The organism is Ignatzschineria sp. PL_is040, assembly GCF_055813795.1.
In genome coordinates this window covers 64,447-87,604 of record NZ_JBVPGU010000001.1, presented here as the reverse complement: position 1 = coordinate 87,604, position 23,158 = coordinate 64,447, and the positions used below count along the sequence as shown (strand labels likewise).

The 23,158-nt window shown below is 40.5% G+C and carries 17 protein-coding genes and 1 pseudogene; 9 read left to right on the top strand and 9 right to left on the bottom strand.

Annotated features, from left to right (window positions below):
• Nucleotides 1-3: 3 nt before the first annotated feature.
• Nucleotides 4-696 (top strand): respiratory nitrate reductase subunit gamma, encoded by a 693-nt coding sequence (narI, locus tag AC0SAP_RS00395; protein ID WP_286478948.1) that lies wholly within the window; start codon nucleotides 4-6, stop codon nucleotides 694-696.
• A 305-nt stretch (nucleotides 697-1,001) separates the two neighbouring features.
• Here the strand turns inward: narI and AC0SAP_RS00390 are convergent, their stop codons facing one another.
• Nucleotides 1,002-1,274 (bottom strand): amidohydrolase family protein, encoded by a 273-nt coding sequence (locus AC0SAP_RS00390; RefSeq protein WP_353623174.1) that lies wholly within the window; start codon nucleotides 1,272-1,274, stop codon nucleotides 1,002-1,004.
• 181 nt (nucleotides 1,275-1,455) lie between these two features.
• Nucleotides 1,456-1,629 (bottom strand): annotated as a pseudogene (locus AC0SAP_RS00385) (transposase); the annotation flags it as partial.
• Between the two features lie 296 nt (nucleotides 1,630-1,925).
• Between AC0SAP_RS00385 and trkA the strand changes: the two are divergent.
• Together trkA and AC0SAP_RS00375 are read left to right on the top strand one after the other, a co-directional pair.
• The gene (gene trkA / locus AC0SAP_RS00380; RefSeq protein ID WP_109235308.1) at nucleotides 1,926-3,305 is read left to right on the top strand and encodes a Trk system potassium transporter TrkA; all 1,380 of its coding nucleotides are present in this window, start codon (nucleotides 1,926-1,928) and stop codon (nucleotides 3,303-3,305) included.
• A gap of 32 nt (nucleotides 3,306-3,337) precedes the next feature.
• Nucleotides 3,338-4,546, top strand: a complete 1,209-nt coding sequence (locus AC0SAP_RS00375; RefSeq protein ID WP_094568224.1) for an argininosuccinate synthase — start codon at nucleotides 3,338-3,340, stop codon at nucleotides 4,544-4,546.
• Between the two features lie 524 nt (nucleotides 4,547-5,070).
• Here AC0SAP_RS00375 and AC0SAP_RS00370 read toward each other — a convergent pair.
• The 7 genes from AC0SAP_RS00370 to AC0SAP_RS00340 all read right to left on the bottom strand — a co-directional run bounded on the left by AC0SAP_RS00370 (nucleotide 5,071) and on the right by AC0SAP_RS00340 (nucleotide 14,696).
• Nucleotides 5,071-6,060: a siderophore ABC transporter substrate-binding protein gene (locus AC0SAP_RS00370; protein ID WP_473382321.1), complete on the bottom strand. Its 990-nt coding sequence runs from the start codon at nucleotides 6,058-6,060 to the stop codon at nucleotides 5,071-5,073.
• Between the two features lie 337 nt (nucleotides 6,061-6,397).
• Complete coding sequence (locus AC0SAP_RS00365) at nucleotides 6,398-7,156, bottom strand: iron ABC transporter ATP-binding protein (RefSeq protein WP_286478942.1); 759 nt, start codon at nucleotides 7,154-7,156, stop codon at nucleotides 6,398-6,400.
• Nucleotides 7,157-8,116 carry an iron chelate uptake ABC transporter family permease subunit gene (locus AC0SAP_RS00360; RefSeq protein ID WP_286478939.1) on the bottom strand — a complete coding sequence of 320 codons (960 nt, stop codon included), beginning with the start codon at nucleotides 8,114-8,116 and terminating at the stop codon, nucleotides 7,157-7,159.
• Nucleotides 8,113-9,063 (bottom strand): ABC transporter permease, encoded by a 951-nt coding sequence (locus AC0SAP_RS00355; RefSeq protein WP_094568227.1) that lies wholly within the window; start codon nucleotides 9,061-9,063, stop codon nucleotides 8,113-8,115. The genes AC0SAP_RS00360 and AC0SAP_RS00355 overlap by 4 nt, the downstream gene beginning before the upstream one ends.
• 347 nt (nucleotides 9,064-9,410) lie before the next feature.
• Nucleotides 9,411-10,898 carry an aldehyde dehydrogenase family protein gene (locus tag AC0SAP_RS00350; protein WP_473382319.1) on the bottom strand — a complete coding sequence of 496 codons (1,488 nt, stop codon included), beginning with the start codon at nucleotides 10,896-10,898 and terminating at the stop codon, nucleotides 9,411-9,413.
• Nucleotides 10,899-11,289: 391 nt separating this feature from the next.
• Entirely contained in the window at nucleotides 11,290-12,900 is a 1,611-nt protein-coding gene (locus AC0SAP_RS00345) for an N-acetylmuramoyl-L-alanine amidase (RefSeq protein WP_473382317.1), read from the bottom strand.
• A complete protein-coding gene (locus AC0SAP_RS00340; protein WP_473382316.1) occupies nucleotides 12,897-14,696 on the bottom strand; it encodes a tetratricopeptide repeat protein in 1,800 nt (599 codons plus the stop codon). Before AC0SAP_RS00340 ends, AC0SAP_RS00345 begins: the two co-directional genes overlap by 4 nt.
• Before the next feature lie 408 nt (nucleotides 14,697-15,104).
• On the opposite strand from AC0SAP_RS00340, the gene elbB reads away from it, so the two are divergent.
• From elbB to AC0SAP_RS00310, 6 genes are all read left to right on the top strand, one after another.
• A complete protein-coding gene (gene elbB, locus AC0SAP_RS00335; protein ID WP_473382314.1) occupies nucleotides 15,105-15,788 on the top strand; it encodes an isoprenoid biosynthesis glyoxalase ElbB in 684 nt (227 codons plus the stop codon).
• Nucleotides 15,789-16,156: 368 nt separating this feature from the next.
• The gene (locus AC0SAP_RS00330) at nucleotides 16,157-17,434 is read left to right on the top strand and encodes a homoserine dehydrogenase (RefSeq protein ID WP_473382313.1); all 1,278 of its coding nucleotides are present in this window, start codon (nucleotides 16,157-16,159) and stop codon (nucleotides 17,432-17,434) included.
• Between the two features lie 426 nt (nucleotides 17,435-17,860).
• Nucleotides 17,861-19,603 (top strand): biosynthetic-type acetolactate synthase large subunit, encoded by a 1,743-nt coding sequence (gene ilvB, locus AC0SAP_RS00325; protein ID WP_094568231.1) that lies wholly within the window; start codon nucleotides 17,861-17,863, stop codon nucleotides 19,601-19,603.
• Between the two features lie 9 nt (nucleotides 19,604-19,612).
• Nucleotides 19,613-20,128, top strand: coding sequence for an acetolactate synthase small subunit (gene ilvN, locus AC0SAP_RS00320; protein ID WP_094568232.1), 516 nt, complete (start codon nucleotides 19,613-19,615; stop codon nucleotides 20,126-20,128).
• A gap of 240 nt (nucleotides 20,129-20,368) precedes the next feature.
• Nucleotides 20,369-21,385: a ketol-acid reductoisomerase gene (ilvC, locus tag AC0SAP_RS00315; protein ID WP_094568233.1), complete on the top strand. Its 1,017-nt coding sequence runs from the start codon at nucleotides 20,369-20,371 to the stop codon at nucleotides 21,383-21,385.
• Between the two features lie 399 nt (nucleotides 21,386-21,784).
• Nucleotides 21,785-23,149, top strand: a complete 1,365-nt coding sequence (locus tag AC0SAP_RS00310) for a class II 3-deoxy-7-phosphoheptulonate synthase (protein ID WP_473382312.1) — start codon at nucleotides 21,785-21,787, stop codon at nucleotides 23,147-23,149.
• Nucleotides 23,150-23,158 lie beyond the last annotated feature (9 nt).

The following is a 23,158-nucleotide window of genomic DNA, read 5'->3' as shown; positions in this document are numbered from 1 at the left end:
ATTATGAATTATCTTGATACATTTCTCTTTGGGATCTATCCCTACATCGCACTCTCGATCTTCCTCTTTGGTAGCCTTGTACGATTTGATAGAGAGCAATATAGTTGGAAATCTGATTCTAGCCAGCTATTGCAGCCTCAATATCTCCGTCTTGGAAATATTCTCTTTCACTTAGGGATCATTGGTCTCTTTTTAGGGCATTTTGTAGGACTTTTAACACCGATTCAAGTGTGGGATTTTCTGGGCGTAAGTCATAGCAGTAAGCAAATTCTAGCAATGACTGCTGGTGGTATTATGGGAACAATAGCACTCATTGGTCTCCTGATCCTCATTTATCGTCGCTTTAGCTCGGCGCGTCTTATGGCAACATCAACGTGGCGGGATAAACTGGTCTTAATCTGGATTTTAATAACGCTACTATTAGGCCTTAGCACTATTATTGTCTCTTCGCATCATACCGATGGCAAAGAGATGCTCAAACTGATGCATTGGGCGCAATATATTGTCACCTTCCGCGGTGGTGCTGTTGATCTACTTGCCGGCGTAAGCCCGATCTTCAAAGCACATATCTTTATGGGCATCACACTCTTTGTGATCTTCCCCTTTACTCGCTTAGTTCATATCTGGAGCGGTATCGGTACCGTTGCGTATTTAGGTAGAAGACCTCAATTAGTGAGAAGTCGTCGTTATGAGTAGAACCTCATCATAGGTACACATAACTCTAACAGATAGAAGAGAAAAAGAGAGATTCAATGGAATCTCTCTTTTTCTCTTCCTCTTTTAATATTCTTAATCGTCACCCCAATACCTCAGGCGAATGCTCCAAGTAATCGAAACAACCTCCATAAGGTTTGGCATATTGTCGTCTGCCTTGCCCTCTGTCTCCGACAAATTGTCCTTTTTCTGCCATTAAAGTACCCCGTAAAAATACTTGATCAGGCCGACCTTTGACTTTAAAAACCTCAAAAGCAGAGTAATCAATCCCTTGGTAACTCACTTTATTAGAGATCATCCCAAATCACAATATCTGCATCACAGCCAACAGCAATACGCCTTTTATGCGGTAGATTGATCAATTTTGCAGGATTCGTTGCGCTAATCTCAACAAACTTTTGTCGACTAATGCGCCTTGTTTCAACATCATAAGTCCAAAGCATCATCATCCGCTCTTTCATCCCCGGCACACCATTAGGAGTTTTAGCAAAATCGCCATAGCCTGCCTTTTTCTTCTCAAATCCTCCCACTAATGCACAGTGATCAGAGCTCGCTGCAATTAACCACCCTTTACGAAGCGTACCTCAAAGTGGTTTTTGATTGGCCTTTGCTCGAATAGGCGGTGCACAGACATATTTTGCCCCTCGAAATTCGGTAAACCTAAATAAAATTTATCGTAAGCTTACCGTCAAGCGCACAGCTCATAACTAGAGATTTTTTCGGTTAATTGTTTTTCACATGTTTTTTGAGTTTGACATTTTCAGCTTCAATTTCCCGTAATCGCTTCAAATCAAAGGCTTCTAAGCCCCCATATTTACTTTTCCATTAATAATACGTCGCACTACTAATGCCGTGCTCTCGGTAGATATCGGTAACTTTAACGCCCTTTTCTACCAGTTTTAAAATGTTTACAATTTATGTTTCTGTAAATTTTGATCGTTTCACGATTTCCTCCATCTAAAACAATGATGACAGAAATCTCTAGTTTTGGCTTGTGTCTTTTTAGGGTCAGTTTACGATGGAGTCTATCTACCACAACCAATCTGATAATGTGCTCATCACATCTCAATAATCTCTTGATGACGCTAGATGGTAACTTAATAACGACTTCATAAAAGAATCTAAGAAGCGGTCAATTAGAAAAACAGATACAATATCCCTCTATTTTGAGCTATTATTTTAGGCGTCTTTCAAAAGGAATAATCGCAGTCATGAAAATTTTGATTCTTGGTGCCGGACAAGTAGGTTCTACTGTTGCCCATGTTTTATCAAAAGAAGCACAAAACGATATCACCATTATCGATAATCAATATGCCCCTCTAGCAGCCCTTAAAGAGCGATATGATATTCGTACCATCCGTGGCAATGCGGCTTCTCCCATCTTACTGAAAGAGGCTGGCGCTGAAAATATGGATGTGATTATTGCCGTTACCTCAAGCGATGAGGTCAATATTGTTGCCTGCCAAATTGCACATACCGTTTTTGGCATTAAGTTAAAAGTTGCTAGAGTTCGCTCACGCGATTATGTTCGTCACGGTGATCTTTTTGGAAACAAACTCGATTCGACCTTTCACATCGATGTTGTGATCAGCCCTGAGATCTTAATCACTAACTATATTAAAAATATTATTGAATTACCGGGTGCGCTCGATGTCTTACGCTTCTCAAAAGGTGAAGCACTTATTGTCTCTATTGGGGTAGAAAAGAACTCCCAGCTCTATGGTCGCCGTTTTGCCAAAATCAAACGTCGAACCCGCCATCTCAACATCAACTATGTTGCGATCTATCGGGAAGGAAGTGAATTTATTCCCCATGATGAGACCATCTTAGAAGAGGATGATGAGATCTACTTTCTCTGTGCTCGTTCAGATGCAAGAGAGGTCATTGAGCTCTTTCAATCTAAACAGAGAATTGCCAAAAAAGTCACCATTGCCGGTGGTGGTAATATCGGTGCCGCATTAGCGGAAGCCCTTGAATCTTATACCCATGTAAAGCTGATCGAAGAGAATGCAGAACGTGCTAACGCCCTTGCTTCTAAGCTGAGTCGCAGCCTCATTCTTCATGGGGATTGTACCGATGAGACACTGCTATTTGAAGAAAATATCGATAAAACGGATCTCTTCTGCGCGCTCACAAATGATGATCAAACTAATATTATGGCCGCTATGTTAGCTAAGCGTCTAGGTGCGAAGTTTTCAATGGCGCTAATCAATCGTTCTTCCTATCTTGAGATGATTGAAGAGGAGTCAAATATTGATCTCGCCTTCTCGCCACAACAGGTAACTTTGAGTACCTTGTTAACCTATATTAGAAAAGGCGATATTGTTCAGGTATACTCTCTTAGATCAGGCGAATCAGAAGCAATGGAGATTATTGCCCACGGTAATGCTGAAACCTCAAAAATCGTCGGTAAATCTTTGGAAGGGATACGTTGGCCCGAAAATGTCGTTGTCGCGGGACTTATCCGAAGAGGGAAAGTGATGAAAATTGAGCCCTCCATCTCTATTGAACAGAATGATCATCTCATCTTATTTATCACAGACAAAGAGAGTATTCCAGAAGTGGAAGATCTCTTTGAGTTAAGAAAATAGTCAAAAACCCCAAAAGTCGACAGGAGACTATAATGGAAAAAATCAATAAAGTGGTTCTCGCATATTCAGGCGGATTGGACACTTCTGTAATCCTCAAATGGTTACAAGATGAATATAATTGCGAAGTCGTAACATTTACGGCAGATATTGGTCAAGGCGAAGAAGTTGAGCCGGCACGCGATAAAGCGAAGGCGCTTGGCGTTAAAGAGATCTATATCGATGACCTCCGCGAAGAATTTGCTCGTGACTTTATTTTTCCAATGTTCCGCGCAAATGCGATCTATGAAGGAGAGTATCTTTTAGGGACCTCTATCGCGCGTCCATTAATTGCAAAACGCCTCGTTGAAATTGCTAATGAAACAAACGCAGATGCAATTTCTCACGGAGCAACCGGTAAAGGTAATGACCAAGTTCGCTTTGAGTTAGGTGCATACGCACTTAAGCCAGGCGTGAAAGTGATCGCTCCATGGCGTGAGTGGGATCTTATGTCTCGTGAGAAACTTCTCGACTACGCTGAGAAAAACAATATTGAGATCGATCGTGGTGGTAAAAAATCCCCTTACTCAATGGATGCTAACTTACTCCATATCTCTTACGAAGGTTTAATGTTAGAAGATCCATGGACAGAGCCAGAAGCAGATATGTGGCGCTGGACAGTCTCTCCTGAAGAAGCACCTGATAAGCCTACCTATGTAGAGTTAACCTATCGCCATGGTGATATTGTTGCTATTGATGGTGTTGAAACTTCTCCTGCAACCGTCATGGAGAAGCTTAACAAACTCGCTGGTGAAAATGGAATCGGTCGTGTTGATATCGTAGAAAACCGCTATGTCGGTATGAAAGCACGCGGTTGTTATGAAACACCTGCTGGGACCGTTATGTTGAAGGCGCATCGTGCGATTGAGTCAATTACACTTGACCGTGAAGTTGCTCATCTTAAAGATGAGTTAATGCCACGCTATGCAAGCCTTATCTATAATGGTTACTGGTGGAGTCCTGAGCGTGAACTTTTACAAACAATGATCGATGAATCACAAAAGTTTGTAAATGGTGTCGTGCGCGTCAAACTCTATAAAGGGAATGTTATCATCGTGGGTCGTAAATCTGATGACTCACTCTTTGATGAGAATATCGCAACATTTGAAGATGATGGTGGCGCGTATGATCAGAAAGATGCGGGTGGTTTTATCAAACTCAATGCTCTTCGTCTTCGTATTGCAGCGAGCAAAAATCGCCGTTAATCAGTCCTCTCATCAGTTGTCACCTGCTTCGCAGAAGTTACATTTGATGGTTTAAAATTATCATCAAAAAATCCTATAGTGTCTAATCGCACTATAGGATTTTTATTATTATTGCTATTATCATTATTGTTACCATTGGTTGCTATTGCTACTACTGTTGCTACTGATCAAATGATAAAACAACAAAGCCCGACAGCGGTTAAATCCCACTATCACATCTGTTTCAAAAACCTGCTTCGGCAAATGCTGATCCTCGTCGGGAGATAATATCAATTTAAAGATATGATCCCGGCATTGTAGATGCCTCAGACAGGCATAAATCTACAGATCTACAGAATCTACTATAAGAGTAAGTAGTAAGAGTAAGATGATCGAGTTCCTTTGGCTCCAAAAATCCTCTTAGCTTTGAGACCTTAGTTTTGCAGTATAAAAAAACCACTACCGAAGTAGTGGCAAAGTTTTATAAAGGAAATACTTTTTAGATTGATGTTATATCCATCAATTCCTGAGTAATTACTGATCAACTACTGATCAATTGCTTCAGCGATATCATCAATCATCTGGTTGGTTGATTTAAAACCACCGCCTGAGAGATACCAAACATTAGGATCAAGATAGACGATCTTGCCATTTTTATAAGCATTAGTATTTTTCACTAGATCATTTTCAACAACTTCTTTAGCTCCGGTATTACCGTTACCGGCAATAACAGCACTTCGATCGACAATAAAGAGATAATCAGGATTAAGATCCATCACATACTCAAATGATGCCGTTTGACCATGGCGTGATTGCTTGATTGTACTATCTGCCGGCTTAATACCTAAAACATCATGGATAATACCGAAACGTGAGCCTGGGCCATAGGCACTAATTTTGCCATCGTTGACAAGAAGAATTAAACCTGTCTCATCCATCTGGTCGGTCTTCTCACGAACCTTGGTAATCTTCTCATTAAGAAGGGCTATCTCTTTCTCTACATCCGCTTCACGACCATAGATTTCACCTAAGACACGAATATTACGCTCTGTAGATCCCATAATATCGTTATCATCTACAGAAAGATTGATTGTCGGTGCAATTTCAGAGAATTGCTCATAAAGTGGTGCTTGTCGTACCGCAATAATAATAAGATCAGGCTTTGCTGCATGAATCGCTTCAAAATTTGGCTCTTTTAGAGTTCCAAAGTTTTGATATTTGTCGGCACTATAATCATTAAGATAAGCTGGGAGATTTGCTTTAGGAAGTCCAATAATGTCGATATCTAAAGATTCTAATGTATCTAGCGCCCCAAAATCGAAAGCAACCACTTTTTCAGGAGCAAAAGGAACAACAGTCTCCCCTGAGTCATGCTTAACCGTAATTCGCTTAGTTTCCGCAACAGCACTACTGCTCTGCTCTTTAACTGCGCTTTCGACTGATTTTGCCGGCGCTGCTTTCTCTTCACCACAGGCAGCTAGCACTAGCGCTAATGCCGATACAAGAACCACTTTCTTAAATGCTTTGGACTTCATTTTTACTCCTTAAGCTTTTACACTTTTGATTATTTCAGTTAATTAAACAGTTAATTAAACAAATTAAATGGACCTCTTGAATGACCCTATTGAATGAACCCATTGAATAGGCCTGATTGCATCAAGGGATGGCATAACCGCTCACTTCAACAGCGATCGATAATACATAACAGCTATCATCTAATAAAGGTTCCTTAATAGGAGCCATTCAACTATATAATTGAGAATCATTCACATCATGATACTTTAAAAAAAGAGAAATTGCTCTCTAAAATTACTCTCTTTATTCCATCTATCTCACAGGCTTATTACGCATTATTATGCTTATTACATTAACCTATGAGAAATAAACACAAATTCGCTGATCATTAATGGTCTGAATAGGGATCTCCATGTCATAGATATCACGAAGAATATTGGTATCGATAATCTTCTCTGTCGCACCTTCATGCACCAAAGCTCCCCCTTTAAGAGAGATAATGTAATCTGAGTAGCACGATGCAAAGTTAATATCATGAATGACAATAACGATTGTCTTATTCTTTTCAGCTACTAATTTACGCAAAACCTGCATAATCTCTACTGAATGTTTCATATCCAGATTATTGAGCGGTTCATCTAAAAAGATAATATCAGTATTTTGTGCAACAACCATCGCGATAAAGGCACATTGACGCTGCCCACCACTTAGTTCAGAGACATACTTATTCTCAAGATCTGTCAATCCCATATAAGCAATTGCTTCATCAATCAATGCGTCATCTTCCGCCGTCAAACGACCTTTACTATGGGGAAAACGTCCAAAAGCAACCAATTCACGAACCGTAATTCGAAGATTGAGATGATTGGCCTGCTTAAGAATCGAAATCTTTTTCGCCAACTCATCACTCTTCCAATCACGAATCAGACGATCATCGATCTTAATAGAGCCAGCATCAGGATCAATCAGACGACTCATCATCCCTAAGAGGGTACTCTTGCCTGCCCCATTAGGCCCAATTAAGGATGTGACCTTATTTTTAGGGATCGTAATGGAAACATTATCAACAACTTTTCGTTGTCCAAATAATTTTGAAACTCCTTCGACTACAACCATTTATTTGCTCCCCCTTAAAAGTAGATAGATAAAATAGAGTCCACCAATAAAGTTAATAATAACACTCAAGGTCGTTGAGAATGAGAAGACTCGCTCCACCAACATCTGCCCAAATGCTAAGGCAATAATACTCACTAATATCGTCCCCATCAGCAAAACAGAGTGACGATAAGTTTTAAAGATCTCATAGCCAAGATTTGCCACTAATAAGCCTAAAAAAGTGATCGGCCCTATTAATGCTGTTGATACTGCTGTCAAAACAGAGACCGCAATCAATGTCAACATCACAACCTTACGGTAAGAGATCCCTAAATTAACTGATTGATCACGCCCTAACGAGAGGACATCAAGATATTTAATCATCGGTAAATAGAGAATCATCGTAACCCCAATAATTCCTAATGCCCACCAGATTAACTTCACCTGTACATTATTAAAACTTGCAAACATCTTATCTTGTACTAAGAAAAACTCATTAGGGTCGATCAAAACCTGCATAAAAGTGGATAGACTCTGAAAGAGTGCTCCTAAAACGATCCCTATTAAGAGTAGAAAGAAGACTGAACGTCCATCTTTCCCAAGTAACATCTTAAATAAGAGCATAGAGAAAGTCACTAATACTAATACTGAGAGGAGGAAGAGCCACTCATTACTAATCATTGCAAAGTTTTTACCGCCCAAGAAATAGACCAATAGAGTCTGCACTAAAAGATAGAGCGAATCTAGCCCCATAATACTTGGAGTTAAGATCCTATTATGGGTCACGGTCTGGAAGATAACTGTCGAAAATGCAATAGCACTCCCGGCAATAACCATCGCTAAAAGTTTATAGCTACGTCTTGGAAGTACATAATCCCAATTAACGCCTAATTGATAAAAGAGGAAGAGCGCCGAACTTGCTACAGCTAAAATCAGTAGTAACACCAACTTCATTCTTGTATTGATGACTCTTATATTCATGCCTGCCCTACCTTTTTAAAGAGCAACCAGATAAAGAGCAGACTTCCCAAAATACCAATAGTTACACTGATCGGTATCTCATAAGGGTAGATAATAATGCGCCCTAAAATGTCACATGCAAGGACAATAATCGCCCCTAAAAGTGCGGTATAAGGGAGTGTTGTGCGGATATTATCTCCTTTATAGAGAGAGATAATATTGGGGACAATCAATCCTAAAAAAGGAATCATCCCAACGGTCAAAATAACAGATGCGGTTGTCATCGCTACAATCGCAAGACCGATGTTGACCACCTGCTGATACTTTAGACCTAAATTTTTAGAAAAATCCTCACCTAAACCCGCAATTGAGAATTGATGGGCATAGAGATAAGCGATAATCATCAATGGAATGGAGATGTAGATCAATTCATAACGGCCTGACATCACCATAGAGAAATCACCGATCAACCACGAGGCTAAATTTTGAATCAGATCATGCTTATATGCAATAAAGGTTGAAATTGAACCGATAATGCCACCAAACATCAACCCCACTAACGGAACAAAGACAACATCTTTATAACGAATTCGATTAAGAATCTTCATAAAGAGAAATGTTCCTAAAAGGGCAAAGAGAAAGGCTAACCCCATCTTTACAAGAGGAGAGGCTCCGGCAAAGAGCAAAATCGCTACCAAAATCCCTAAACGTGCAGACTCCATTGTGCCGGCAGTTGTCGGAGAGACAAAAGCATTCTGGCTCAATTTTTGCATAATAAGACCGCTGATTGAGAGGCTTGCCCCGGCAATCAAAATAGTAATAAGCCTCGGAATACGACTAATCAATATTGTCTGCTTCTGAGCATCTGTTAAATTAAATAGGTCATTCACCGATATATTTATCACCCCTACAAAGAGGGAGATTGCTGATAATACAATGAGAATGAGAACCCAGTACTGTATTCTCATATATAAAACAATTTGTCCTTTTACAAATGAATTCTTTTAAACGAACTCTTACAAATGAAACATGCACTCGAATGATAATGATTGCTATTTTACAGTATATTTATACTTTTCATAGCACTATTAAAGAATTTAAATAGCTTTGTGCAAAAATTAGCTACTTTCTGCTTAAAAAGTCTTCTTATTCAACTGCCCTTGCCACTATGCCACTACCCTTGTTCCACAAAAAAGAGCTCTACCTTAAAAGATAGAGCCCTTTCAGTCAGTAATATGAGCACTCAGTAATCCATGATAATCACCGTCGGCTAATGAGTGCCTTATCTCCTACTTCCATTCGGATCAAGCATAAGCTAGTAGAAGCCGGTAAGTTTTTCGTTAAAACTAATGTAAATATTCTTCTTCTGGGTATAAGCATCGAGAATCATCTTATGGGTCTCGCGACCAATTCCCGATTTTTTATAACCACCAAAAGGAGAGTGTGCCGGCAATTCATTGTAGGTATTGACCCACATCCGTCCTGTACGGACAGCTTTTGCAACACGGAACGCTCTATTGATATCACGCGTCCAGACTGCACCACCTAAACCATATTCCGAGTCATTAGCAAGCTCGATCACCTCTTCTTCACTATCAAAAGGTAAAATAGCAACAACAGGACCAAAAACTTCCTCTTTCTCAATGCGCATATTGGGTTTTACATCCACAATCGCCGTCGGACAAAGAAATGCACCTTGATCTGAGGCACGCTGGCCACCGGTTAAAACACGTGCACCCTCCTCTTTCGCAATATCAACATAGCCCAAAATCTGCTTAAGTTGCTTCTCATTGATCTGCGCCCCCATCTGTGTATTGGGATCGAGGGGATCTCCGACACGAACACTCTCAAACTTCTCTTTCAACTTCTCTAAAAATTGATCATAGATCGATCGCTGAATAAAAAGACGAGAACCCGCACAACAGACCTGACCTTGATTAAAGAGAATTCCCATCAGTGCGCCATCGATTGCTTTATCTATCTGCGCATCCTCAAAGACGATATTTGCTGACTTTCCACCTAGCTCTAAAGTTGCTGGAATTAGTTTATCGGCAGCAGCTTTCGCGACGTTATATCCAACACTTGTGGAACCGGTAAAGGCAAACTTACTAAAACCTTCATGCTCTAAAATATAGTTCCCTGTAGTTGATCCACCGCCTGTCAGGACACTAACAACCCCTTTGGGTAATACCTCATTGAGGATACGACCAAGCTCAAGGAGTGTAATAGAAGTATCGCTCGATGGCTTAATGACAATACAGTTTCCTGCAGCAAGTGCCGGTGCAATCTTCCAAGCCCCCATCAAAAGTGGAAAGTTCCAAGGAATAATCTGCCCCACAACGCCAATAGGCTCACTGAGTACAATACTTAAACTATCTTTATTAATTAGATTCGCTTCATCACTCTCTGCACGAATAACGCCGGCGAAATAACGGAAATGATCGATCGCTAGCGGAACATCAACATTCATCGTTTCACGAATTGGCTTACCATTATCGAGCGTCTCCAATGTTGCAAAGCGCTCTAACTCTGCCTCTAAGCGATCAGCAATCTCTAAGAGATATTTCGCTCGTTCTTGTGGCGAAGTTTGACTCCACGTATCAAATGCAGCCCATGCCGCTTTTACAGCACGATCAACATCTTCTTTTTCTGCGACAGCGATCTCTGTCAACTTCTCACCTGTTGCGGGATTGTGGCTCTCTAAGGTTTTACCTTGCGCTCCATCGAGCCATTCCCCATCAATTAAGAGTTGATAAGAGCGCTGCGGACGCAAATCACCATTGATATCAGATAACATTTTCATACACTAATCTCCTTAACGAATATTAAGAACGAGCCCTACAAAAAGTAGTCTCACTCATCAACATACCGTTTTTTAACGAGATAATCTATTAAAAAGTATAATAAATTGCGATAAAAATATTATATCTCTTTGCTATCTAATTACGCACAACCATAAAATGTAATCATAAAAAAGATGCTATCTAGGAGTTCCTAGAAGCATCTCTCTTCTCTCAACGGCAATTAACAACCTTTTTTAGATCACGTTAGATCTTCAAATCTGAAACTAGAGCTACATCAACATCAGTTTCAGTTTCAGTTTCAGTTTCAGTTTCAGTTTCAGTTTCAAATAAAATTAGAATCTCTAAAAAGATCTCAAACAATATCAAAAACAATAATTACTGAATCAATGATTATGGAATAATTAAGATCGTTCCAGCGGGCACTCGAAGCTGATTATCAGGAAGCCCATTACGTTGCTTTAATGCCGACTCACTAACCTGATGCGTCCGAGCAATTTCCGCAATAGTATCTCCTCGTTGCACTCTATACTCTTTCGGTGGTCGTTCTTTTGAAATCAACTCAATAGGTGGCCCAGAAGGTTCAGGAAATTGAACCCCAATCGTTACCGGCGGTGGCTCAATCATCGTAACTTCGATCGGCGGCGCTACTGGCTGAATTGCAGGCTCCACCGATTTTGACTCAAGGCGAATAGGAGGGATCGTAATCGACTGCTTCGGAGGAGCGACAACTTTTGCTTGATTTTGTGTCAATACTTGCGCACGGCTATTATCTGAACGCTGAACCACGGTACTATAGATAAGCTCAGTTGCCGGACGCTCCTTATAGTAAGCCTTTATTCCCGCCAAAATATCATTCGCTAAACGATCTTGATGTTTTTTATTGCGAAGGTTCTGCTCCTCTTTCGGATTAGAGATAAATCCTGTCTCAATCAATACAGATGGGATATCGGGTGCTTTCAATACGGCAAATCCTGCTCGTTCAACCTGTTTTTTATGAAGATTAGCATGACGACTCAAATTTTTTAAGAGATGGTTTCCCAACGCATTAGAGGATTCAATCGTTGCCTCTTGTGATAGGTCGAGCAACATAGAGGCGATAGCATCATCCTTATCAGAGATCTTGACGCCACCAATAAGGTCAGATTGGTTCTCAGCTCTTGCTAGTAATCTTGCCGCTTCACTCGATGCGCCACTAGTGGAGAGAATATAGACAGAAGCACCATCTGCTTTTGCAGATCCCGCATCGGCATGTAAGGAGATAAACATATCTGCCTTATTCCGTCTTGCAATCAATACACGCTCTCTCAAAGGAATAAAGGTATCATCGTTTCGTGTTAAGATCGCTCTCATATTGGGTTCACGATTGATCTTCTGTTGCAATACTTTTGCAATTTGTAATACGACATCCTTCTCCCTTGTTCCCGCTTTACCAACCGCACCAGGATCTTTTCCGCCATGGCCGGGATCAAGAATAATTAAGATATTTTTCTTAGGAACACGTTTTGCAACTTGTATCTCCTGAGGCTGAGTCACAACTGTCTGCCCTGATGAAGCGAGATCCTCTTTCACACTCCCTACAGATGCACCCACCGCAATGACCAACTCATAACCTAAGCGCCCCCTTAATACAGCGGCACTTGCCGGCACAGAGCCCTGCTTAAGATCCACCACAATACGAAGGTCTGTCCCTTGTTGCGTCCCTAAACGAACACCGGCAACATAAGCCGAAGTAATAGGTAAAGCACTCGCTTTATGTTGTAGCTCGGCATTAGGGATATCGATCACCAACCGATCAGGATTTTGCAGGCGAAAGCTATTAAATTTAATCTGTTGACTCAATGGGAAGATAATTAGCATCTCACCACCACGATTTTCCATCTTTCCGGTACCGACAACTGTTGCGCCAAACAGCAGATTACTCAACGTTGTCACCATAAAAAACAAAAAGGCAAACAGGAGTCGTTTACCTTTTTTTACCTTCAGCATATTTGCTACTCTCATTCGTTAATCCACTCAACGTTTTCGATGAGCACCTCTTTTGCATCTGAATTTCCAAAGAATAGATTAAAACGGTGATAGAGATCTTCCGCTTTTTGACGCTCGCCAATAGCATCTAAAATCACGATATAGTGAGCGATAATTTCAGGATCTTTATTCTGATGATACGCTTGTACAATATATTTATAAGCACGATCTAGATCCCCTAACATATAGTAGGCCCAGGCTAGACTATCTTGGATAAAGTCACGCCCCGGCGCCATTAAATTTGCCTTAGAGATAAAAGGTAATGCAACCTTTGCATTTTTGGGGTCGATTTCGATCAGAGAGAATCCTAATGCATTATAGGCGATAGGATCTTGCGGATTATTACGGATCTCTTCTTGTAGAATCTCCGCCATCTCATTATAGTCTTGATGATATAGAGCACTCATCGAGCGAAGAAAAGCAAGATAGGAGCTCTCAACCGCAGGAAGTAGTGCCGCCTCTTCTACTAATACCTGATCAAGTAGATCATACTCCTCTAACTCTTGGAGCATTAATAGACGCTTCAAAAGAAGTGATGGTGCATCGAAGATCTCTAATTGTGCAATTTCATCAAAATAGTGATTGAATTGTGCATAATCTCCCTCTGCTAATGCAATTTTAGCCTTAATGGTATAGAGAGCTTCGGCATATTCTGGCGTCGGATTATCAATTTCAGGGAGCACTTTTAAAAGATTTTCGCTATTCCCTAAAATTTCAGAGAAATAGAAGAGATTTAAAATTGCTCGAGTTAAAATTTCAGGCTGATCCAGTCTCAACTGCAACATCTCTTTGATATTGTCATAATTACCCATGACATAAGCCATGCCGATAAACTTCTCAAAAACAGCAGGGTCCTCATTTGTTAAAATCATTAGAGGAATAAGGCGCTGGTAAGCCTCTTCATACTCAAAGTTAGCAATTAATGTATTCGCTAACTCTAGCCCTATCTCTGGATCTTGATACTTGTTATAAGCTTCTTCTAATAACTCAATCGATTTTTCAGGTTCACCCTCATTCCAATAGATATAGGTGTAGAGTGCATAAATTTTAGGATTAGAAGGATCAAGTTGCAATGCTCTCTCTAGATAACCTTCTGCTTCATCAAAGCGTAAATTATCGATTAAAAAACCCGCTAAAAGCACTAAAGGAAAAGTATCATGCTCTTCTAAAGCCGCCATCTTTTTAAAGAGCGTTAGCTGCTCTTCTAATGGAATTTCAAATTCATGAAGCTTCTTTAAAATCGCAAAGTAAGGAGAAGGTTCAACAACTCCCTCATTGGTAAGATAGATCATCTCTACCAGGTTATTATAAGCTCTTGCCGCATACTCAAGATCCCCGGTTAAAAGGTAAGCTTGTGCTAATAAATTATAATTTGCCAAGTTATATGGATTTTGAATCACCAATTTCTGAATAAGCGGAAGCGCATCGGCAATACTGCCGGCTTCTAGATCGAGGCGAATTCTTCGCTCTAAAACTTTTGGGTCACTATTTCGCTCTAATAGCGCATCATAATGCTCTTTTGCACTCTCCCAATCTTCACGCTTAGAAGCGATTTCTGCGGCTAAAAAATCATAAACCTCAGATATCGCTTGATCTCTATAGAATGTTGCAGCATCAATCTCTTCAATAAGATCGACAGGTTCATCCCTACCCTCTTCTACCACTCCTGAGTTATCAACAATCGACCCCTCTTCATCAGCTCCTGTTTGAGCATATGTAGGAATGTGCGTTATACACACAAAGAGTAACAGCAGGTTGAACAGTTTCTTCATTCCGAGAGGCTCCTTATAATTTATATCTCTGTATATACTCAGATAGAGAGCAGTACCAAGCAACGATATCAAAGAATCAACCCTCATGACTGATAATGTCATGATAATGTCACTGATAATATTCAATAATCATACTCAGCGACTATGTTGCCGATTGGCCAACTTGTAACTGAGCAATCTCAATTGACTACTCTACCGATCTACCGCTCAGCGGTCGACGATCTCTCTACCTGTCTCTATTTTTTATAATGCTTCTTATAATATCTCTTCTATCCCTTATCTACCCTCTCTCATCGAAGATCAATATTTATCTGGTATGATGAAAGAAGATTGATTCTTCGCCTATTTTAACGTAAAAATCGGGGAAGTGTTAATTATTACCATCAAACTAAAAGGAGTTACAAAAGTATGAGTCAGAAACATTTTGCTTTAATTCTTTCAGGATGTGGTCACCTAGATGGTGCAGAAATTACAGAGGCGACCGCACTTAATATCGCACTTTCTAAAGCAGGAATAGCGGTCTCATTCTATGCGCCAGATCGCTTACAGGCCGATACCATCAATCACCTCAATGGAGAGATCGAAGGAGATGAGCGCAACATTATGCAAGAGGCCGCCCGTATCGCGAGAGGGAAAATCTCCCCCATCTCCAAACTAGACCTCAATAAAATCGATGGTGTAGCACTCGCTGGTGGTTTCGGCGTGATTAAAAACTTCACTAATTTTCTTGATAAGGGGGAAGATGCTACCCTTTCTGCCGATATCGGGGAGAAACTTAAAGGTGCTATCGAGATGAAAAAACCCATTATTGCGATCTGTGCTGCCCCAATGGCTATTGCAATTGCACTCAAAGAGCTCAACATCAAAGATGCATCTATCACCTTTGGACAAGCTCAAAATGCTGGCGCTTTTCTTCCCGCTCTTGAAAAGTGGGATATAAAACATATTGAAACCGCAACAACTGGTGCACATTATGATGCGCAATATCAAATTATTACAGGAGGCGCATATATGGATGGTGATGCAACGCCTTATGAAATCTTTCAAGGGGCATTAAAGGCTATAGAAATTTATCAAAAATCAACAAAATAGATCATCTATCTACATTAAGTGAACCTCCATATCATCGTTTAACAAATGGTTTAACAAATGATATGGAGTGTTCTTAATAAAATGGCTCAAATAGGGGCTTAACAAAATTTTCACAAAAGGAACAAGAGAGATCTTTGCTTATTTTATAGTCAAGAATCTCAACTGTTTTCCACTTTTAAAAAAATCAGGTACACTCTCAATTATACGACTAATTTTAAGTCACAATTAGGGGTTTTATCCTCCCTAATTTTCAATCCTTAATGATGTAGTCAAAAATAGATAAGCGCCTAAAAGCAGACTCACTCAGAAACTATTTTTGAACTCTCATTGTTCATCACTCATTAATCATTGGAGAAATTTGATCTATCATGGAGCCTCTTAAAGTAGGATTAATTGGTCTTGGCACTGTTGCCTCAGGCGTTGCCGCTGTTTTAACAAAAAATAGAGAAGAGATTGCTCGTCGAATTACCCGCACCCCTATTATAGAAAAAGTATTTGTGCGCTCACTCGAGAGAGATAACCCTTACGATCTCAACCTGACAACCTCTATTACCGATATTACCGATCATCCTGAAATTGATATTGTAATTGAGCTCATTGGTGGCATTGAACCTGCATTAACCTATATTAAAAGCGCCCTAAGTCATGGAAAATCTGTGATTACAGCCAATAAGGAGCTTATCGCTCTCCACGGCAATGAATTGCTTCAACTTGCAAAAGAAAATGGGGTATTTCTCCGTTTTGAGGCATCTGTTGCCGGCGGCATTCCCATCTTAAAACTTTTAAGAGAGGGGTTATCTGCAAATGAGATCGATACCGTGATGGGAATCATTAATGGTACCTCTAACTATATTTTAACGGAGATGAGTCATAAAGGGGTCGACTTCGACCAATGTCTCAAAGAAGCACAAGCACATGGTTATGCCGAGGCAGATCCTACATTTGATATTAAGGGAATCGATGCGGCTCACAAGTTAACCATTCTTGCAGCGACAGCCTTTGGAATGCCCCTCAATTTTGAAGATCTCTATATCGAAGGGATTGATACCATTACCGCCGAAGATATTACTATTACACAAGAAGAGGGTTATACCATTAAACATCTCGGCATTGCCCGAAAGAGCAAGCAGGGAGTTGAGCTTCGTGTTCATCCTACCCTGCTCTCTAAAGATCACCAGCTCGCTCAGGTCGATGGTGTCCTTAATGGCGTTTATGTTGCAGGCAATGCAGTTGGCGAACAATTCTACTCCGGTCGCGGTGCAGGTAGTGAAGCAACAGCATCTGCGGTCATTGCCGATCTTATTGAAATAATTCAAAACAAGAGCCGCAACCATAGTGCGCCGGCATTAGGCTTTTTAGAAGAGAATCTTCAGGCGCTGCCAACACTTCCAGCAAAAGCCTTCTCTTCCCATTACTATCTCTCTTTTAAATATAGTGACAATCTAGTGAGCAACACTATTACTGAAGCGCTTAAAAAAGTGCTTTTAGACGCGGAAATTAGAGCAGAAAAAATTAAAGTTTATGATCAATATCAACAAGTTATCCTGTTTTTAGAAAAAACAGTGCAAGAAAATGTAGAAAATATCATTAATAATGCTATGTTAATTAAAGGTATTGAGGATTCTAAATTTATCCGTGTCGAATAAGTTTCTAAAATCCCCCAATAATTGAGGGAGTTTCTTTAAATTTATCGGCAAGAAAAAAGAATAAATGACCACCCATTTCTGAATCATTTTCTGAATAAAAAATATAAATCTCAATCACTCTATCATTATAAATATTCCTACTACATTTGACGGTAGCGGGAGTAAAAAGGTGCCGAATAATCATCGACACTATTGTATCGTGATATCTGATGGAGAGATAAGAATAAGTTCCCAGATAATGAATTCCTAGATAATCTAGATAATGAACAATACTTATAATGGGTGGTACTAGCACTGAAAGTTAGTGGAAGTTCTTTATGGAGATTAGATCAGATTAGATTGATGATAGAGATTAAAGAGTCTCTGGAATCTAACCAATACCCTAAAAAAAAATGAATAACAAATATTGAAAAGAGAGGAGATCCTGTGAAATTAAGCGGTGCAGAAATCGTCATTCACTCCTTAATGAAGGAGAAGGTAGAGTGTATCTTTGGTTATCCTGGAGGTGCTGTCCTACCGCTTTATGATGAGATTTATAAACAAGACAAAATTGAACATGTCCTTGTGCGCCATGAGCAAGCTGCAACCCATGCGGCTGATGCTTATGCACGTACAACAGGTAAACCAGGCGTAGTACTGGTCACTTCAGGCCCTGGACTAACCAATGCTGTCACCGGTATTGCAACTGCTTATATGGATTCTATTCCCATGATTGTCTTTTCTGGACAAGTAGCTACCAGCTTAATTGGGAATGATGCGTTCCAAGAAGTAGATACTGTCGGAATTACCCTTCCTTGTGTCAAACATAACTTCTTAGTCAAAGATGTCAAAGATCTCGCAAGCACAATTAAAAAAGCATTCTATATTGCTACAACAGGTCGCCCCGGCCCTGTTGTGATAGACCTTCCAAAAGATATTACGGTCCATGAAGCAGAGTTTGTCTACCCTGAAAAAATTACAATGCGCTCCTATAACCCTACCGTTAAGGGGCACTCAAAACAGATCGCTCGCGCATATGATCTTATTATGAAAGCTAAACGCCCAATGGTCTATACCGGCGGGGGCGTCATTATTGGTGAAGCTTCTAAAGAGCTTCGTGAATTTGTTAAAGCGCTCAATCTTCCTATCACAAGTACCTTAATGGGACTAGGTGCTTACGAGGGAACTGATAAGCAGTTTCTTGGCATGTTAGGAATGCATGGAACTTATGAAGCAAATATGGCGATGCATCACTGTGATGTTTTAGTTGCCTTAGGTGCGCGCTTTGATGATCGGATTACCGGAACATTAGAGAGCTTCTGCCCATACGCGAAGATCATTCATGTCGATGTTGATCCATCATCAATTGCTAAAAATGTCCCTGTTGATCTTCCCATTGTGGGTCAACTTCAACCTGTTCTTAAAGAGCTTAATGCGATCCATAAGAGCAAAAAAGGTAAATTAGATCAGGATGCTCTGACTAAATGGTGGGAGCAGATTGGTGAATGGCGTGCGATGGAATCCTTAAAGTATGAACAATCTGACGTGGTTATCAAACCACAATTTGTGATTGAAAAACTCTTTGAGGTCACTGAAGGTAAAGCGATTATTACCTCAGATGTGGGCCAACATCAGATGTGGGCAGCACAATATTACCCCTTTGATGAGCCAAGACAATGGCTCAATTCAGGTGGTCTCGGCACGATGGGATTTGGCCTTCCTGCCGCAATGGGAGCAAAAATTGCCCGTCCTGATAGAGAAGTCGCCTGTATTACCGGAGATGGTAGTATTCAGATGATGCTCCAAGAGCTCTCTACCATGTTGCAATATTGCTCTCCTGTTAAAATTATTAACCTTAATAATGGTTATTTAGGGATGGTACGCCAATGGCAAGAATTCTTCTTCCAGAAGCGTTACTGCATGAGCTATTTCGACTCTCTCCCTGATTTTGTAAAACTTGCTGAGGCATATGGTCACAGTGGCGTTCAAATTCACAAACCAAGTGATGTTGAACCGGCACTACGTGAAGCTTTCAAACAGAAAGATAAGACCATCTTCCTCGACTTTATCACCGATCCCAGCGAGAACGTTTACCCAATGATTCCTGCCGGAAAAGGTCATCACGAAATGATCTTAGCGGGTCGTGATAAGATGGAAAATACGCTCAAAGAAGGCTTAAGTCAGGTATAGGAGAGAAAAATGACACTTTTTAATACAGAAACCTCGCGTCATATTATTTCGATCTTAATGGAGAACGAAGCCGGCGCACTATCGAAGGTAGTGAATCTATTTTCCGCCCGTGGTTACAATATTGACAGCCTCTGTGTTGCTGCGACAGATGATCCTTCACTCTCTCGCTTAACACTTGTCACTATTGCCGATCATCATGTTGTTGAGCAGATTATCAAGCAACTCAACAAATTAATTGATGTTGTCAAACTTACAAATCTTTGCGATAGTGCTTATGTTGAGCGTGAAATGATGCTCATTAAAGTACAAGCTGAAGGGCAGAATCGCTCTGAGCTTTTTCGTATCAATGAGATGTTTAGAGGCCGCGTGATTGATGTTACTCCTCTCTCCTACACAATAGAGATGACAGGTACACAAGAGAAGCTTGATGCCTTTATTGTGGCGGTACAGGAATTAGGAATCATCGAAATCGTAAGATCTGGCGCACTCGGATTAGTCAGAGGCGCAAAAGGTTTAACGATTTAAAGTAACGCCCTAAAATTGAGTAACCACAAATCTAAAAGTAACAAAATAGCTCAATATTTGAGAAATAAAGAATAGATCTAAGAGTAATATCTAAGATCAATATTAAAATAAATTAATAAATTAGATAAAAAATAATCTCTCTATTTTCACTTAAGCTAATCCTAGAGCAATCGCCATTAAGAGCGTGCTAACTTATAGCGTAGTGAAGAGAGATCATAAACAAAGAAAGGATATTTAAAGATGAATGTTTTTTATGACAAAGATGCCGATATCTCATTAATCAAAGGGACAACTGTTGCAATCATTGGGTATGGATCGCAAGGTCACGCTCATGCGCAAAACCTTAAAGATTCAGGCGTCAATGTTATTGTCGGCCTTCGTAAAGGTGGCGCTTCATGGGATAAAGCAGTTAACGCTGGTCACAATGTGAAAGAGATTGCAGAAGCGACTAAAGAAGCTGACTTTGTAATGGTTCTTCTCCCTGATGAGAATCAGCCTGCTGTCTATCGTGATGCTATTGAACCTAATCTTAAAGAGGGTGCAACACTTGCATTTGCTCATGGATTTAATATCCACTACAACCAGATTGTTCCTCGCAAAGATCTCGATGTTGTGATGGTTGCTCCAAAAGGCCCAGGCCACACTGTTCGCTCTGAATATGTTAAAGGTGGTGGCGTTCCTACATTGATCGCTGTCTATCAAGACTCATCTGGTAAAGCGCGCGATTTAGCACTCTCTTATGCATCTGCAAACGGTGGCGGCAAAGCTGGCGTAATCGAAACAACCTTCGAAGAAGAGACGGAAACAGATCTCTTCGGTGAACAAGCAGTTCTCTGCGGTGGTGCAGTAGAGCTTGTTAAAGCAGGCTTTGAGGTATTAACAGAAGCTGGTTATGCTCCGGAGATGGCATATTTTGAGTGTCTACATGAGTTGAAGTTAATTGTAGACCTTATGTATGAAGGTGGAATCGCAAATATGAACTACTCCATCTCTAATAATGCCGAGTATGGTGAGTATGTGACAGGCCCTGAGATTATTACAGAAGAGACGAAAGAAGCGATGCGTTACGCACTCTATCGCATTCAATCTGGAGAATATGCGAAAATGTTTATTCAAGAAGGGATGACTAACTATCCGTCAATGACAGCTCTTCGCCGCTTAAATGCAGAACATCCTATTGAAAAAACAGGTGCTAAACTTCGTTCTATGATGCCATGGATCACAGAAAATAGCCTTGTTGATCAATCTAAAAACTAAGCAAACTATCAATAGTGGATAGCAGGTAGATAGCAGCTAGCCTCTATCTAATATAAATCTACTCAAAGAGAGATTTTAGGATTCAATTCCCAATCGAGAGATAGATAATCTACAATAGTTTATAGATAGAATGTTCAAAATGCCTTAAGCGGATAACTCTTAAGGCATTTTTTATTACCGACATTCTCTAGGTTATCATTACTACTATTACTAGTATTACTATTATTGCTATTGCCAGTACCATTGTTAGTGCTATAGTTTTATTGCTTCTGTTTTTATCACCACTATTCATTATCACTTTGATTTTTACTTTATTCTTTTACTTTATTCTTTTACTTATTTAACTATATTTACTTATTCAATCATCAAGACAATTCAAGAGAGGATTATAGGATTATTATGACTCAGATTTGGACACCCTCTAGCTGGAGAAACTTCCCTGCGGCACAGATGCCTAACTACAAAGATAAAGCAGCCCTTAAAGCGGTTGAGGATCGTTTACGTAAATCACCTCCTCTTGTATTTGCCGGCGAAGCTCGCTCTCTTAAGTCCCATTTAGCACAAGCTGTTGATGGAAAGGCGTTTCTTCTCCAAGGGGGAGATTGTGCCGAGAGCTTTGCAGATTTTAGTTCTGATAATATTCGTGATACCTTCCGCGTCCTTCTACAGATGGCAGTCACCTTAACATTTGCCGCAAGTAGCCCTGTGATCAAAGTAGGTCGAATTGCAGGACAATTTGCAAAACCTCGCTCATCAGATACCGAGACAATTGATGGTGTGACCCTTCCTAGCTATCGGGGTGATATTGTCAATGGTATTGAATTTACTACTGAGGCGAGAGAGCCTGATCCAGAGAGATTATGGAGAGCATATGCGCAATCAGGATTAACGCTCAACCTGCTCCGTGCCTTTGCAAAGGGGGGCTATGCCGACCTTCACCGCGTTCAACGCTGGACAATGAGCTTTGTTGATAAATCACCTCAAGCAGAGCGTTATATCGATCTGGCAACACGTATCCAAGATGCATTGAAGTTTATGCAAGCTTGTGGTGTCGACCCTAATAATGCCATTATTCGTGAGACAGAATACTTCACATCTCATGAGATGCTTCTCCTAGGTTATGAAGAGGCGATGACACGTACTGACTCGACAACCGGCGACTGGTATAACACCTCGGCACACATGGTATGGATTGGAGAGCGTACGCGACAACTTGATGGCGCGCATATCGAATATGCCCGTGGCATTGCAAACCCAATTGGGGTCAAAGTGAGTCAAAAAATGAGCGATGAAGAACTTATTCGTCTTATTGATACCCTCAACCCGCAAAATGAACCAGGACGCTTAACCTTAATCACCCGTATGGGCGCCGACAATATTTTAGAGCACCTCCCGAGACTTCTCCGCGTTGTAAAACGAGAAGGGAGAAATGTTGTTTGGAGCTGTGACCCAATGCATGGTAATACCATTACTGAAAATCGCTATAAAACACGCCCCTTTGATCAAATTCTTGCTGAAGTTGTCAATTTCTTCGATGCCCATAATGCCGAAGGCACTTATGCCGGTGGTGTCCATTTTGAAATGACGGGTACCGATGTCACAGAATGTTTAGGGGGTGGACAAAATATCACCTCTAAAGATCTCGAAGATCGTTATCATACACATTGTGATCCTAGATTAAATGCGCAACAGAGCTTAGAATTAGCATTCCAAATCTCATCGAAATTAAAAGAGCATCGCGAAAAGATTCCTGCTCGCGTATAATAGTTTAGC

What these genes read in the sequence shown, in the direction of transcription:
- narI (WP_286478948.1), top strand. Translation starts at nt 4, where the DNA reads ATGAATTATCTTGATACATTTCTCTTTGGGATCTATCCCTACATCGCA.
- trkA (WP_109235308.1), top strand. Translation starts at nt 1,926, where the DNA reads ATGAAAATTTTGATTCTTGGTGCCGGACAAGTAGGTTCTACTGTTGCC.
- AC0SAP_RS00375 (WP_094568224.1), top strand. Translation starts at nt 3,338, where the DNA reads ATGGAAAAAATCAATAAAGTGGTTCTCGCATATTCAGGCGGATTGGAC.
- AC0SAP_RS00370 (WP_473382321.1), bottom strand. Translation starts at nt 6,060, where the DNA reads ATGAAGTCCAAAGCATTTAAGAAAGTGGTTCTTGTATCGGCATTAGCG.
- AC0SAP_RS00365 (WP_286478942.1), bottom strand. Translation starts at nt 7,156, where the DNA reads ATGGTTGTAGTCGAAGGAGTTTCAAAATTATTTGGACAACGAAAAGTT.
- AC0SAP_RS00360 (WP_286478939.1), bottom strand. Translation starts at nt 8,116, where the DNA reads ATGAATATAAGAGTCATCAATACAAGAATGAAGTTGGTGTTACTACTG.
- AC0SAP_RS00355 (WP_094568227.1), bottom strand. Translation starts at nt 9,063, where the DNA reads ATGAGAATACAGTACTGGGTTCTCATTCTCATTGTATTATCAGCAATC.
- AC0SAP_RS00350 (WP_473382319.1), bottom strand. Translation starts at nt 10,898, where the DNA reads ATGAAAATGTTATCTGATATCAATGGTGATTTGCGTCCGCAGCGCTCT.
- AC0SAP_RS00345 (WP_473382317.1), bottom strand. Translation starts at nt 12,900, where the DNA reads ATGAGAGTAGCAAATATGCTGAAGGTAAAAAAAGGTAAACGACTCCTG.
- AC0SAP_RS00340 (WP_473382316.1), bottom strand. Translation starts at nt 14,696, where the DNA reads ATGAAGAAACTGTTCAACCTGCTGTTACTCTTTGTGTGTATAACGCAC.
- elbB (WP_473382314.1), top strand. Translation starts at nt 15,105, where the DNA reads ATGAGTCAGAAACATTTTGCTTTAATTCTTTCAGGATGTGGTCACCTA.
- AC0SAP_RS00330 (WP_473382313.1), top strand. Translation starts at nt 16,157, where the DNA reads ATGGAGCCTCTTAAAGTAGGATTAATTGGTCTTGGCACTGTTGCCTCA.
- ilvN (WP_094568232.1), top strand. Translation starts at nt 19,613, where the DNA reads ATGACACTTTTTAATACAGAAACCTCGCGTCATATTATTTCGATCTTA.
- ilvC (WP_094568233.1), top strand. Translation starts at nt 20,369, where the DNA reads ATGAATGTTTTTTATGACAAAGATGCCGATATCTCATTAATCAAAGGG.
- AC0SAP_RS00310 (WP_473382312.1), top strand. Translation starts at nt 21,785, where the DNA reads ATGACTCAGATTTGGACACCCTCTAGCTGGAGAAACTTCCCTGCGGCA.